15 protein-coding genes are annotated in these 12,913 nt (G+C 73.9%); 9 read left to right on the top strand and 6 right to left on the bottom strand.

Features of this window, described 5'->3' with window-relative positions:
* Window positions 1-84 precede the first annotated feature (84 nt).
* Entirely contained in the window at window positions 85-456 is a 372-nt protein-coding gene (locus ACW62_RS36235; RefSeq protein ID WP_053205438.1) for a helix-turn-helix domain-containing protein, read from the top strand.
* Between the two features lie 47 nt (window positions 457-503).
* Here the strand turns inward: ACW62_RS36235 and ACW62_RS17670 are convergent, their stop codons facing one another.
* The 4 genes from ACW62_RS17670 to ACW62_RS17655 form a co-directional block, all read right to left on the bottom strand.
* On the bottom strand, window positions 504-1,121 hold the full coding sequence (locus ACW62_RS17670; protein WP_053205437.1) for a ClpP family protease: 618 nt from the start codon (window positions 1,119-1,121) through the stop codon (window positions 504-506).
* A complete protein-coding gene (locus ACW62_RS17665; RefSeq protein ID WP_053205436.1) occupies window positions 1,118-1,732 on the bottom strand; it encodes a ClpP family protease in 615 nt (204 codons plus the stop codon). Before ACW62_RS17665 ends, ACW62_RS17670 begins: the two co-directional genes overlap by 4 nt.
* A gap of 105 nt (window positions 1,733-1,837) precedes the next feature.
* Window positions 1,838-2,056 (bottom strand): PLD nuclease N-terminal domain-containing protein, encoded by a 219-nt coding sequence (locus tag ACW62_RS17660; protein WP_053205435.1) that lies wholly within the window; start codon window positions 2,054-2,056, stop codon window positions 1,838-1,840.
* Window positions 2,057-2,245: 189 nt separating this feature from the next.
* The gene (locus tag ACW62_RS17655; RefSeq protein ID WP_157574824.1) at window positions 2,246-3,805 is read right to left on the bottom strand and encodes an HNH endonuclease signature motif containing protein; all 1,560 of its coding nucleotides are present in this window, start codon (window positions 3,803-3,805) and stop codon (window positions 2,246-2,248) included.
* A 122-nt stretch (window positions 3,806-3,927) separates the two neighbouring features.
* Here ACW62_RS17655 and ACW62_RS17650 point away from each other — a divergent pair, with 122 nt between their 5' ends.
* From ACW62_RS17650 to ACW62_RS17630, 5 genes are all read left to right on the top strand, one after another.
* On the top strand, window positions 3,928-4,377 hold the full coding sequence (locus ACW62_RS17650) for a helix-turn-helix transcriptional regulator (protein ID WP_053205433.1): 450 nt from the start codon (window positions 3,928-3,930) through the stop codon (window positions 4,375-4,377).
* Window positions 4,378-4,382: 5 nt separating this feature from the next.
* Entirely contained in the window at window positions 4,383-4,793 is a 411-nt protein-coding gene (locus tag ACW62_RS17645) for a VOC family protein (protein WP_053205492.1), read from the top strand.
* A 47-nt stretch (window positions 4,794-4,840) separates the two neighbouring features.
* Window positions 4,841-6,001, top strand: a complete 1,161-nt coding sequence (locus ACW62_RS17640) for an MFS transporter (RefSeq protein ID WP_205629431.1) — start codon at window positions 4,841-4,843, stop codon at window positions 5,999-6,001.
* Window positions 6,002-6,012: 11 nt separating this feature from the next.
* On the top strand, window positions 6,013-7,005 hold the full coding sequence (locus ACW62_RS17635) for a DUF3800 domain-containing protein (protein ID WP_053205431.1): 993 nt from the start codon (window positions 6,013-6,015) through the stop codon (window positions 7,003-7,005).
* A 150-nt stretch (window positions 7,006-7,155) separates the two neighbouring features.
* Window positions 7,156-8,304, top strand: coding sequence for a Cmx/CmrA family chloramphenicol efflux MFS transporter (locus tag ACW62_RS17630; protein ID WP_053205491.1), 1,149 nt, complete (start codon window positions 7,156-7,158; stop codon window positions 8,302-8,304).
* On the opposite strand, the gene ACW62_RS17625 is transcribed toward ACW62_RS17630, so the two are convergent.
* Complete coding sequence (locus ACW62_RS17625) at window positions 8,270-8,992, bottom strand: IclR family transcriptional regulator (RefSeq protein ID WP_053205430.1); 723 nt, start codon at window positions 8,990-8,992, stop codon at window positions 8,270-8,272. The genes ACW62_RS17630 and ACW62_RS17625 overlap by 35 nt on opposite strands.
* Window positions 8,993-9,072: 80 nt before the next feature.
* Between ACW62_RS17625 and leuC the strand changes: the two genes are divergently transcribed.
* The 3 genes from leuC to ACW62_RS17610 all read left to right on the top strand — a co-directional run bounded on the left by leuC (window position 9,073) and on the right by ACW62_RS17610 (window position 12,094).
* Window positions 9,073-10,482, top strand: a complete 1,410-nt coding sequence (leuC, locus tag ACW62_RS17620) for a 3-isopropylmalate dehydratase large subunit (RefSeq protein WP_053205429.1) — start codon at window positions 9,073-9,075, stop codon at window positions 10,480-10,482.
* 8 nt (window positions 10,483-10,490) lie between these two features.
* Complete coding sequence (gene leuD, locus ACW62_RS17615; RefSeq protein WP_053205428.1) at window positions 10,491-11,081, top strand: 3-isopropylmalate dehydratase small subunit; 591 nt, start codon at window positions 10,491-10,493, stop codon at window positions 11,079-11,081.
* 80 nt (window positions 11,082-11,161) lie between these two features.
* On the top strand, window positions 11,162-12,094 hold the full coding sequence (locus ACW62_RS17610; protein ID WP_053205427.1) for an HU family DNA-binding protein: 933 nt from the start codon (window positions 11,162-11,164) through the stop codon (window positions 12,092-12,094).
* An 87-nt stretch (window positions 12,095-12,181) separates the two neighbouring features.
* Here ACW62_RS17610 and cofC read toward each other — a convergent pair whose 3' ends face one another.
* Window positions 12,182-12,826, bottom strand: a complete 645-nt coding sequence (gene cofC / locus ACW62_RS17605) for a 2-phospho-L-lactate guanylyltransferase (RefSeq protein ID WP_053205426.1) — start codon at window positions 12,824-12,826, stop codon at window positions 12,182-12,184.
* Window positions 12,827-12,913: the final 87 nt, after the last annotated feature.

Below are 12,913 nucleotides of genomic sequence, written 5' to 3'. Positions count from 1 at the left end.
GCGGCTACGCGACGAGCGCAAGGGCGCTTTCGCCGGCGGCGAACCGGACTGCCGGAACCAGGGCCGCGCCGTTAGCGTGGGCTCATGAGCGGCCCGGAAGAACTCGACGAGCGGCCGAAGCCGCTGTTGCGCACGATGGTCGGCGACGTCCTGCGGCGCACGCGGCAGGAGCAGGGCCGCACGCTGGCCGACGTCGCGTCCGACGCCAAGGTCTCGATGCCCTACCTGTCCGAGCTGGAGCGCGGCCGCAAGGAGGGCTCGTCCGAGGTGCTCGCGGCGGTCTGCGACGCGCTCGGCCTGGAGCTGTCCGACCTGCTCGGCGCCGTCCGGCACGACCTCGTCGAGCACCGCGCCACCGTCATCCGGCTCGACACCGTCCGCGCGCTGCGCCGCCGCGACCCCGTCCGCCGCCCGTCGACCGGCCGCGGCGGCGACGTCCTCCTGCTCGCGGCGTGACGACGCGCCCGGCCGCGTGAGCAGCCGGGCGCGCGTGGTCGGTCCCGTCAGCCGAACGTCGCGCCGGCCGGCACCCCCTTCCGGCTGGAGATGATCTGGTCGGCCAGGCCGTAGGCGACCGCCTCGGCCGCGTCGAACGTCTTGTTGCGGTCGGTGTCGGCGCGGATCTTCTCCACCGGGTGGCCGGTGTGCCGGCTGAGCACCGCGTCCATCTCCGCCCGCACCTTCGCCACCTCCTTGGCCTGGACGGCGAGGTCGGGCAGCGTGCCGCGGGCCTGGCTGGACGGCTGGTGCAGCATGACCTTCGCGTGCGGCAGCACGAACCGCCGCCCGGGCGCGCCGGCCGCCAGCAGCACGGCCGCGGTCTCCGACGCCTGGCCCATGCAGGTGGTCGCCACCGGCGGCGTCACGTACTGCATGGTGTCGTAGATCGCGGTCAGCGCGCTGTACGTCCCGCCGGGGGAGTTGATGTACAGCCCGATCTCCAGGTCCGCGCTGACCGACTCCAGGTGCAGCAACTGGGCCATGACGACGTTCGCCACACCGTCGTCGATGGGGGTGCCGATGAAGACGATCCGCTCGTTCAGCAGCCGCGAGTAGATGTCGAAGGCCCGCTCGCCCGACGGCGTCTTCTCGATCACCGTCGGGATCGTGTACTGGCTCATGCGCCCACCCCCACGACCGGGCGCCCGGACGCCGGGCGGACGTCGTTCATGTGCTCGACGACGTGGTCGATGAAGCCGTAGGCCAGCGCCTCCTCGGCGGTGTACCAGCGGTCGCGCTGGCTGTCCGCCTCGATGCGCTCCGGCGACTGGCCGGTGTGCTCCGCCGTCAGCGTCGTCATCAGCTCCGACGTGTAGGCCAGCTGCTGCGAATAGATCTCGATGTCCGCCGCCGTGCCGCCGAACCCGGCCGAACCCTGGTGCATGAGCACCTGCGCGTGCGGCAGGCTGAACCGCTTGCCCGGGGTTCCGGCGGTGAGCAGGAACTGGCCCATGCTCGCCGCCAGCCCCATGGCCAGCGTGCTGACGTCGTTCGGGATCAGCCGCATCGTGTCGTAGATCGCCAGCCCGGCGCTGACCGAGCCGCCGGGGGAGTTGATGTAGAGGCTGATGTCGCTGCGCGGGTCCTCCGCGGACAACAGCAGCAGTTGCGCGCAGAGCCGGTTGGCGATCGGATCGTCGACCTCGGCGCCCAGGACGATGATCCGTTGGTGCAGCAGCCGGGTGGCCAGCTGGTCGTCCAGCGTCCCGGCGAGCGGTCCCGCGTTCGTCATGTGTGTCTCCCTTCTGCCCTCGATCATTCGCCGGGCGGGAGCACCGTTCCAAAAGAATCTGCTGGCAGCAGAGGCAGCGGCCGGATTCAGCGGTGGCGGCGGGGATCAGCGGTGGCGGCCCCAGAGGAGGTACGCGACCGGGCCGGCCGGCTGGACGGCCAACACCGGCCACCACAGCGCCTTCGGGCCGCGGACCTGGGTGGACGGACGGCGCACCAGGTCGGCCGCGGCGATGGTCGTGAGGACGACCTCGACCGCGCCCGCCGCGACGATCGCGGTGCGCTGCGCGGTGGAGAAGTCGCTCCACCGGCGGTCCGACGCCATGCTTCGACGCTATCAGCGCAGGCGGCCGTCGGTGAGGTGGACACCGCCGAAGCCCTGGTGGTTCGACCGGCCGGCAGGATCGTCGCCGTGGTGGTCATCCGGGCCGACTGGTCGCGCTGCGAGCGGGCGACGGCGTGCGGCGCCACCCAGCTCATGCCGCGCTCTCCCGCGGCCGGTCTCCGCTTCGCCTCACCGGGGAGGCGACGCGGAACCGGCGGCCGAGCCGACCCGTTCCGGCGCACGGGTGTACTCGTGGGCGGTGGGGCTACGCCATCGGGTGGTGCCGTCGCGATGTCGCGTGACGGACCAGCCGCCGTGGTGTTTGAGCAGATGGTGCGTTGTGCAGAGGGCGTGGAGGTTGCCCGGCGAGGTGGTGCCGCCCTGCGCGAAGGGGACGACGTGGTCGAGGTCGCCGGTGTGCGCCGGCTGGTGGCAGCCGGGTGCGCGGCAGGTGCGGGCGCGGGCGACGATGAGGTCGGCGAGCGGCACGGTGGGCCGGGATCTGGTGCGGCCGTGTTCGAGGAGTTGCCCGGTGCCGGGTTCGGTGCTCAGCCAGGTCCAGACTCCGGCGGCGGCGAGTTCGCGGGCGGTCGCGGCGGGGATGGGTCCGTAGCCGTCGAGGTCGCCGGGTTGGTCGTCGAGGCCGATGAGAGTGGTGAACGGGATGGTGACCTGCACGGCGACCGGCCGCCGCCGCCGGGCCCTGCCGGGCGCGCTGTCCGGGTGGCGGGTCGCTGGGCGGGTCACTGGGCGGGTCGCTGGGCGGGTCACTGGGCACGTCGCCCGCTCGGTGGCGTGGCCGGAGGCCTCAGGAACTGTGCCGGAGCAGGTCGCGAGGGCGGCCCAGGCGAGTTCGGTGAGGGCGTCGGCACGGCGTTGGTCCTGCGTGCGGACTGGTGCGCCGGCGGCGGCGTCGGCGCGTTTGGCGTCGGTGGCGGCGGCGTTCAAGGTGGTGTTGAGGGCAACGGCGTCTTCGGCGGGCAGCAGCGCCTCGAGGAAGGCCATGCCGTCCGAGGCGGGGGTGACGGCGACATAACGGCCGTCGCGGGCGAGCCGGTGGCGTTCGGCGGTCTCGACCGGGGCGAGCTGATGCAGTAGCCGCTTGACCAGCTTGCGCAGCGCCACCGCGTTCAGCGTCGGCGCCTCCGGCAGCACCGCGGTCTCGACCCGGGCGCGCACCTCGTGATCCTGGCCGCCGAGCTCGTCGGTGATCACCCGGGCCCGGCGCAGGTCGATCAGGCCGGCCGAGAGCGCCGCGTGAGTGTCCGAGAAGTCCTGCACCAGCTGGAGGGAGTGGCCGACCTGGTTCTCGGCCTGCCGGGTGGTGAGCTGGCAGCGTCCGGCGAGCTCGACGGCGGTGTTGGTGACCGGGTTCAGTGAGCTGTGGCCCGAGGCGCCCGGCCGCAGCTCCGGACGCGACGCCAGCTCGGCCAGCGCGGCGGCCTCACCGGCGGCCGCCCAGGCCGTCAGCCGCGCCCATCCGGCCGCGGCCTCGACCAGGTCGTACGTGTCGGCCTCCGACGGGTCGAACACCGCCAGCAGCTCCGCCAACGCCGGCCCCTGGCTCGCCTCGCTCATCGACGGAGCGGGCTGCTGGGTGCGTAGCTCTCGCAACAGCGCCGGGTCGATCTCGGCGACCGGGTCGAACGGCTCCCAGCCGTCCAGCTCAGGAGGCCACGCCACCGCGTCCGGCGCCACCACCGGGTCGATACCCGGTGGCGGTGCAGACGACAGCGCTTCTTCGAACATGTAGATGATCTTACTCCGGCCGCGGATCAAGATCAACTCGACGGCGTCCGGACCTCCGGCGCCGGCCGCCGCGGAAGGCTCCCCGCTGGCCGCCGCCGGGCGGGCGTGGCAGGATTCTGAGGGTGACCAGCAATGCAGACGACGTTCAGCGGCTGCGCGATCTCGCCCGGCTGCGCCGCGTCCGCGACCGCATCGACCGCGAGTACGCCCAGCCGCTCGACGTCGAGGCGCTCGCCCGCGGCGCGAACATGTCCGCAGGTCACCTCAGCCGTGAGTTCAAGCGCGCCTACGGCGAGTCGCCGTACACCTACCTCATGACGCGGCGCATCGAGCGGGCGATGATGCTGCTGCGGCGCGGCGACCAGAGCGTCACCGAGGTGTGCTTCGCGGTCGGCTGCCAGTCGCTGGGCACGTTCAGCACCCGGTTCACCGAGCTGGTCGGCATCCCGCCCAGCACGTACCGCGCCCGCACCGCCCAACCGGCGCCGGAGATGCCGTCGTGCATCACCAAGCAGGTCACGCGTCCGATCAGGAAACGAGAAGCGCCCGCCGCCGGCGCACAACTAGCGTGACGTCCATGGACATCACCATCCACAACACGTTCCTCCCGCAGACCGACCCCGACGCCGCACTCGCGTTCTACCGCGACGTCCTCGGCTTCGAGCTGCGCATGGACGTCGGCTACGAGGGGATGCGCTGGCTCACCGTCGGTCCGCCGAACCAGCCGGGCACGTCCGTCGTCCTGCACCCGCCGGCCGCCGACCCGGGCATCACCGACGACGAGCGCCGCACCATCCTCGAGCTGATCGCCAAGGGCACCTACGGCGCGCTCACGCTGGCCACCCCCGACCTCGACGGCGTCTTCGACCGGCTGCAGGCCAGCGGCGCCGAGGTGTTGCAGGAGCCGACCGACCAGCCGTACGGCATCCGCGACTGCGCGTTCCGCGACCCGTCGGGCAACGTCATCCGCATCAACCAGGCGTCCTGAACCTGACGCGCAACCGCTCCTACCGCGAGGTCCTGCGGCACCGGGGCGTGGCCGGGCTGCTCGCCGGCGACCTGCTGGCCGGCGCCGGCACCGGCATGCTGCTGGTGGCGATGCCGGTGCAGACGCTGTCGATCCACGGGAGCGTGCCGCGCGCCGTCGCCATCGGGCTGGTCGCGGCGGCGCCGTTCGTGCTGTCGACGATCCTGGCGTCGGTCATCGGGCTGGGCCGGGCCGGGGTGCCGCCGCGGACGCTGCTGCTCGCCGACTGCGTGCTGCGGGCGGTGACGTTCACGGCGCTCGGCGTGCTGGCGGTGACGGACCGGCTGACGTTGCCGGTGCTGATCGGCGGGCTCCTGGTGGGGTCGCTGTTCCGGCTGGCCGGGTCGAGCAGCCGCCGCCTGCTGGCGACGTCGATGGCCGGCGACGAGGGCAGGTTCGCCGTCAACGGGCTGCTCGGCCTGAACACGTCGGTCGCGTTGTACGTGGTCGGCCCGGTGCTGGGCGGCATCGTCGTCGCCTCCGCCGGCGCCGGGGTGGCGCTGCTGGCCGACGCCGCCGGGGCACTGGTGCTGCTGGCCGCCGTGCTGCTGTCGGCGCCGAGGGACGTGCGCCCACGGCGCCGGCAGGTCGCGGGGGAGTCGGGCTGGCGGATCCTGCGCCGCCGGCCGGTCGCCGCACGGCTGCTGGTCGTCGTGTTCTTCTTCAACTTCCTGTACATGCCGATCGAGGTGGCGCTGCCGCTGTACGTCCGCGGGACGCTCGACGCCGGGGCGTCCGCGCTGGGCCTGTTGTGGGGCGCGCTGGGCGCCGGCGCGTTCGTCGGCGCCGCCCTCGTGAACCAGCTGCGCAACCTGCCGCAGCGGCACGTCCTCGTCGCGATCGTCGCGCTGTGGGCGCTGTGCCCGATCGCGCTCTCCGTCACCGGGGACCTGACCGTCGCGATGATCGTGTTCGGGCTCGGCGGCCTGGTGTGGGCGCCGTTCACGCCGGTCGTGTACTGCTTCGTGCAGTCCGGGCTGGCACCCGACGAGCACCAGCCGGTCGTCACGCTCTGGACCACCGGCGCGACGGTGGCCGCGCCGCTCGGGCTGCTGGCCGGCGGGCCGCTGATCGAACTGGCCGGGGTCACCGGCGGCCTCGTGCTGTCGGGGGCGTTGACCCTGCTCCTGGCGCCGATCGCCGCCGTCGCCGTGCTGGGACGGCGCTAGGGTCGGTGCGCATGGACGGGTCCGCGGCGGTCGAGATCGCCTGCGACGAGTCCGGCTCCGAGGGAGAGCGGCTCGCCGGCGGCAACACCGACGTCTTCGGCTACGGCAGCGTCCGCGTCGACGCCGCCGCGGCGGCGGCATGCGTGGCCGAACTGCGCGCCCGCATCCGCTCGCCCGCCGTCGAGTACAAGGCCAACCACCTGCTGCGCAGCAAGCACCGCGACGCGCTGGCGTGGTTCCTCGGCGCCGGCGGCCCGATCGCCGGACGCGCGCACGTCCATCTCGTCGACAAGCCGTTCCTGCTGGTCACGCGGGTGGTGGCGGCGGTGGCGGACGGGTCGGAGGCCGATGCGGCCGCGCTGTACCGGGCCGGGCCGCGCGCGTTCGGGACAGCGCGGTGGACAACGTTCCTGACGGCGTCGAACGACCTGTTGCGCGCGGCCGGGCGGCGACCGGCGCCGGACGATCCGGCGGCGGCGTTCACCGTCGCGGTGTCGGAGCTGCGGCCGGCGACCGGCGCGGCCGGTGACGTCGTGGCCGCCCTGCTGGCCGGTCGGGAACGGGCCGCGGACCTGCGCGACGCGCTCGACCGCGGGCCCGGCGCGGTCCCGTCGCTTGACCCGCTCGTGCCCGCCTTCGCCCGCGTGGTCGAGCACTGGAGCTCCGGCGGCCGGCCGGTCCGGGTCCTGCACGACGAGCAGCGGATCCTCACGCCGGAGCGCATCGCCGCGCTCGGCACCCTGAACGGGCGGCTGGCCGGCCTGCGCTTCGCCGACTCGATCACCGAGCCGCGCGTGCAGGTCGCCGACTTCCTCGCCGGCGTGGCCCGGCGCATCGCCGAGGACGAGCTCGCCGGAGCGCACGACCCCGAGCTGGCCGGCCTGCTGCGCCCGTACGTCGACCCCGGCTCCCTCTGGGCCGACGACGCGAGCTGGGCGGCGCTCGGCCAGCGCGGGACGGCGGCGACGGAAAACCCGTCGCACGCGGGCCGGCCGGCGCCGTAGGCTCGCGGCGTGCGCAGCCCGGAAGCGTCCCGCTAACCGCCACCGGCCGGCCGGTGGCGTGGCTCGACGCTGCCCGCATTCGCATCCGCAGACTCCACCGGACCCCGGCCAGACGCGTCCATCGCCGTTCCGGGTCTCGTGGAGTCCGTCATGCCCGTCGTCTACCTGCTCGCCCTGGCCGTGTTCGCCCAGGGCACGTCCGAATTCATGCTGGCCGGCCTGGTGCCGCAGATCGCCGCCGGCCTGTCCGTCTCCGTCGCGGCCGCCGGGTCGCTGACGTCCGCCTACGCCGTCGGCATGGTCGTGGGGGCGCCGGCGATGGCGCTGCTGAGCCGCCGCTGGTCGCCGCGGTCGGCGCTGCTGACCTTCCTGTCCGCCTTCCTCCTCGTGCATGTCGTGGCGGCGACGACCGGCAGCTACGGGGTGCTGGTCGCGACGCGCGTGGTCGCCGCGGTGGCGAACGCCGGGTTCCTGGCCGTCGCGCTGGGAACGGCCACCGCGATGGCGGGGCCCAGGAACACCGGGCGGGCGACCTCGGTGCTGCTGAGCGGGGTGACGGTCGCCTGCATCGCGGGGGTGCCGGGCGGAGCGCTGCTCGGCCAGCTATGGGGCTGGCGGGCGCCGTTCTGGGCGGTCGCCGCCGCCTGCGTGCCGGCGCTCGTGGCCATCGTCCGGGCCGTGCCCCGCGCGCCCGCCGACCAGCCGGCGGCGACCGGTGCCCGGGCCGAGCTGGCCGTCCTGCGCCGTCCCCGGCTCCGGCTGATCCTGCTGCTCGGCGCGCTCGTCAACGCCGCCACGTTCGGCGCGTTCACGTACCTCGCGCCGGTGGTCACGGAGGTCGCGCGCCTCGGCGACGGCTGGGTGCCGCCGGCGCTGGCGCTGTTCGGGCTCGGGTCGTTCGCCGGGGTGACGATCGGTGGCCGCGTGGCCGACCGGCCCGCCCCGCGGCGCGCGCTGGCCGCCCTCACGACGGCGCTGCTGGCCGGCTGGATGCTGACGGCGCTGCTGGCGCACCGTCAGCCGGTCCTGCTGGCGCTGCTGGTCGTGCAGGGGACGCTGTCGTTCGCCGTCGGGTCGGCGCTGATCGCCCGCGCCCTCCGGGCGGCGACGGGCGCGCCGCGGCTGGCCGGCGCCTACGCGACGGCGGCGATGAACGCCGGCGCCGCGGCCGGCCCCTGGCTGGCCGGCGCCGCGCTGACGGCGGGTGTCCGGGCGCCGCTGTGGGTGAGCGCCGCCCTGGTGACGGTGGCCGCGGCCGTCGCCGTCAGCCGTCCTCGGCGCTTCGCAGCACGCCGGTGAGGTGCTCGGCCGCGGCGAGGACGGCGGGGGCGTGCACGCGCCCCGGCTGCCGGGTGAGCCGCTCGATCGGCCCGGAGACGGAGACGGCGGCGACGACGCGGCCGCTGGAGGAGCGGATGGGCGCCGACACCGAGGCGACGCCGGGCTCGCGCTCGCCGACGCTCTGCGCCCAGCCACGACGGCGGACGGCGGCCAGCATCGTCGCGGTGAAGCGCGCCCCCTGGAGGCCGCGGTGCATGCGCTCGGGCTCTTCCCAGGCGAGCAGCACCTGGGCCGCCGACCCGGCCAGCATGGTGACGGTCGCCCCGACGGGGATGGTGTCGCGCAGGCCGCTGGGGCGCTCGGCGCCGGCGACGCAGATGCGCTGGTCGCCCTGGCGGCGGAAGAGCTGCGTGCTCTCGCCGGTCGCCTCGCGCAGCCGGGCCAGGACGGGGCCCGCGGCGGCCAGTAGACGGTCCTCACCTGCGGCGGTGGCCAGTTCGCCGAGGCGTGGCCCCAGGACGAATCGGCCGTGCAGGTCGCGGGAGACGAGCCGGTGGTGCTCCAGCGCAACGGCGAGACGGTGGGCCGTCGGCCGGGCGAGTCCGGTGGAGGCCACCAGGTTGGCGAGGGTGGCCGGGCCCGCCTCGAGGGCGGACAAGACGAGTGCCGCCTTGTCTAGAACGCCGACTCCGCTAGAGTTGTCCATGACTCGATATTGCCATCTCAACATGCGAGATCGCAAGTGGTGTGTATCCACCGAGATCAGACCGACGAACGGAGCAGGTGATGGGCCAGACCCTGGCGGAGAAGGTATGGGACGCGCATGTCGTGCGTCGAGCCGAGGGTGAGCCCGACCTCCTTTACATCGATCTTCATCTTGTCCACGAAGTGACCAGTCCGCAAGCCTTCGACGGCCTGCGACTGGCCGGCCGCCCGGTCCGCCGTCCGGACCTGACGCTGGCCACCGAGGACCACAACACCCCGACACTCGACATCGACAAGCCGATCGCCGACCTCACCAGCCGCACGCAGATCGAGACGCTGCGGCGGAACTGTCAGGAATTCGGTGTGCGGCTGCACTCCCTGGGCGATGCCGAGCAGGGGATCGTGCACGTCGTCGGGCCGCAACTGGGCCTGACGCAGCCGGGTCTCACGGTGGTCTGCGGTGACTCGCACACGTCGACGCACGGCGCGTTCGGCGCGCTGGCGTTCGGCATCGGCACCTCTGAGGTCGAGCACGTGCTCGCCACCCAGACGCTGCCGCTGCGGCCGTTCAAGACGATGGCGATCAATGTCGAGGGAACGCTGAAGCCGGGCGTCACCGCGAAGGACATCATCCTCGCGGTCATCGCCAAGATCGGCACCGGCGGCGGTCAGGGCTACGTCCTGGAGTACCGCGGCGAGGCCGTCCGCGCACTGTCCATGGAAGCGCGCATGACGATCTGCAACATGTCCATCGAGGCCGGCGCCCGCGCCGGCATGATCGCGCCCGACGACACCACGTTCGCCTACATCGACGGCCGCCCGCACGCGCCGCAGGGCAAGGAGTGGGACGCCGCGCTGGAGTACTGGCGCACGCTCTACACCGACGACGACGCCGTGTTCGACGCCCAGGTGACGATCGACGCCGACGCGCTGGAGCCGTTCGTCACATGGGGCACCAACCCGGGCCAGGGGCTGCCGCTGTCGGCGTCCGTCCCCGACCCCGACAGCTTCGCCGACGAGTCGGAGAAGGCGGCCGCCCGGCGGGCGCTGGAGTACATGGCGCTCGAGGCCGGCACGCCGCTGCGCGACATCGCCGTCGACACCGTGTTCATCGGGTCGTGCACCAACGGCCGCATCGAGGACCTGCGCGCCGCGGCCGCCGTCGTCAAGGGCCGCAAGAAGGCCGACACCGTCCGCGTGCTCGTCGTGCCCGGGTCGGCGAGGGTCAGGCTGCAGGCCGAGGAGGAGGGCCTGGACGAGGTCTTCACCGCGTTCGGCGCCGAGTGGCGGCACGCCGGCTGTTCGATGTGCCTGGGCATGAACCCCGACCAGCTGGCGCCGGGCGAGCGCAGCGCGTCCACGTCCAACCGCAACTTCGAGGGCCGTCAGGGCAAGGGCGGCCGCACCCACCTGGTCAGCCCGCTGGTGGCGGCCGCGACGAGCGTGCGCGGCACGCTGTCGTCGCCCGCCGACCTCGAGCCGGCATCGTAGGAGACGTCATGGAGAAGTTCATCCGGCACACCGGCGTCGGCGTCCCGCTGCGGCGCAGCAACGTCGACACCGACCAGATCATCCCGGCGGTGTACCTCAAGCGGGTCACCCGCACCGGGTTCGAGGACGGCCTGTTCGCGGCGTGGCGCGGCGACGAGACGTTCGTGCTGAACAACCCGGCGTTCGCGGCCGGCTCGGTGCTCGTCGCGGGCCCCGACTTCGGCACCGGGTCGTCGCGCGAGCACGCCGTCTGGGCGCTCAAGGACTACGGCTTCAAGGCCGTGCTGTCGTCGCGGTTCGCCGACATCTTCCGCGGCAACTCCGGCAAGCAGGGGCTGCTCACCGGCGAGCTCAGCCAGGACGACGTCGAGCTGATCTGGAAGGCGCTCGAGAACGCGCCCGGCACCGAGGTGAGCGTCGACCTCGATCAGCGCGTGGTCACGTGCGGCGACATCGTCGCGCAGCTGCAGGTCGACGACTACACCCGCTGGCGGCTGATGGAGGGCCTCGACGACATCGGGCTCACCCTGCGTCACCCCGACGCGATCGACGACTTCGAGGCGGCCCGTCCGTCGCACAAGCCGCGCACGCTGGTCTGAAGTCCCTGATCCGCTGCCCTCAGCCGTCTATGGTGGGTGAGATGAACTCGCCCGCCGGGCGAGACGGCTGAGGAGCAACGGTGGGGAAGAAGAAACTGATCGACCGCATTGCCGACGGTTTCGACGGCAACCGCGAGGTGGCGCAGCACGCGCTCGACTCCGTCGTCGAGGGCATCCAGCGTTCGCTGGCCGCGGGCGAGAAGGTCGCCGTCAAGGGGCTCGGCGTCTTCGACCGCGACAAGGACAAGAGCGCCAAGAAGAAGTCCAAGAAGCGCACGGTGGCCACGTTCAGCCCGGCCGACGAGTTGCAGGACGTCGTCGCCGGCGTGAAGAAGGCGAGCACGCGGGTCAAGGAGTCGCTGTCGCTGGTGCCGGCCCAGGCCGCCGCAGCCGCGGAGTCGGCGACACGCTCGGTGTCGTCGGCGGCGAAGAAGGCGGCCGTCGCGGTTCGCGGCGAGTCGAAGGACACCACGGCCGCGGCGCCGGCGAAGAAGGCGGCGTCGACCGCGCGCAAGGTGCCGGCCAGCCGCCCGGCGGCGCCGAAGAAGGCAGCCGGACCGGCCCGCAAGTCCACCACGCCGGCCGCGAAGAAGACGACGGCCACCGCGGCGAAGAAGACGGCCGCCCCGGCTGCCCGCAAGACCACCGCCGCCAAGAAGGCGACGACGGCGGCGGCCGCCAAGAAGGCGACCACGGCGGCCAAGAAGACGACCGCGACGCCGGCGAAGAAGACCACGACCGCCGCGAAGAAGACGACCGCGACGGCGGCGAAGAAGACGACGACCGCCGCGAAGAAGACGACCGCCACGGCGGCCAAGAAGACCACGACGGCGGCGGCGAAGAAGACCACGACCGCCCGCAAGGCCACGGCGGCGAAGAAGACCGTGGCCCCGGCCGCCGGCGCCGCCACGGCCGCCAAGAAGACGACCGCGGCCCCCGCCAAGACGACCAGCGCGGCCCCGGCCTCGACGTCGGCCCCGGGCACCACCACGCCGCCGTCGACGCGCAGCTGAACCGAGCAGCACCCGAGCAGCACCCGAGCAGGCGCCCGAGCCGGGCGGCGGCCGCGAGCCCCCGCCCGGCTCGTCGCCGTCCCGGGTCTAGAGCGCGACGTCCAGCTCGGCTAGCAACGCGGCCGTCCGCGGGCCCACGCCGAGGCGGCGGGCGTCCCAGAGGTCCACGGCGGTGTCGACGTCGCGGCGGACCGTCGTGACGTCGTCGAGGTCCAGTTCGACGACGCCGGCCAGCCGGTGCGCCGCCCGGGACCGCCCGCCGAAGGCCGGCTCGAACGCGGCGCCCGGACCGGCGGCGTAGCTGGTGGTGCCGACGCCCGCGGCGTCGGCGAGGAACGACCGCGGGTGCGCCGCGGCCGCGTCGAGCACGCGGGCCAGTTCGGCCGGGCGCAGCGCCGGGAGGTCGGCGGAGAGCGTCGCCACGGCGGCCGAGGCGTCGGCGTGCCGGGCCACCGCAGCGCCGTGCCGCAGCGCCGCGTTCAGCCCCGCGTCGGGCGCGTCGGCCACGACCTCGGCGCCCAGCGTCCGCGCCTCGGCGGCCGCCTCGTCGTCGTCGGTCACCACGATGACGCGGGCCACCGGCGCGCAGTCGAGGGCGGCCTGGACGGTGTCGGCGGCGAACGCGCGGGCGAACCGCGGGCGGTGCTCGCCGACGGCGTCGGCCAGGCGGGTCTTGGCGTGCTCGGGTCGCTTGACGGGGATCACGATCGTCCAGCGCTGCGGTGTCGTCATCGAGATCCAGTCTGGCGCATCGGCTCGCGCGGCGCGCCGGTGGCCGGTTCGACGCGCGCACCCCGGTGGAGCGACACTGTCTGCGGG

The sequence above is a fragment of the Jiangella muralis genome, from assembly GCF_001270745.1.
Classification (GTDB): Bacteria; Actinomycetota; Actinomycetes; order Jiangellales; family Jiangellaceae; genus Jiangella; species Jiangella muralis.
Note: the sequence above shows the minus strand (reverse complement) of the source record. Positions and strands in the feature narration are given on the sequence as shown.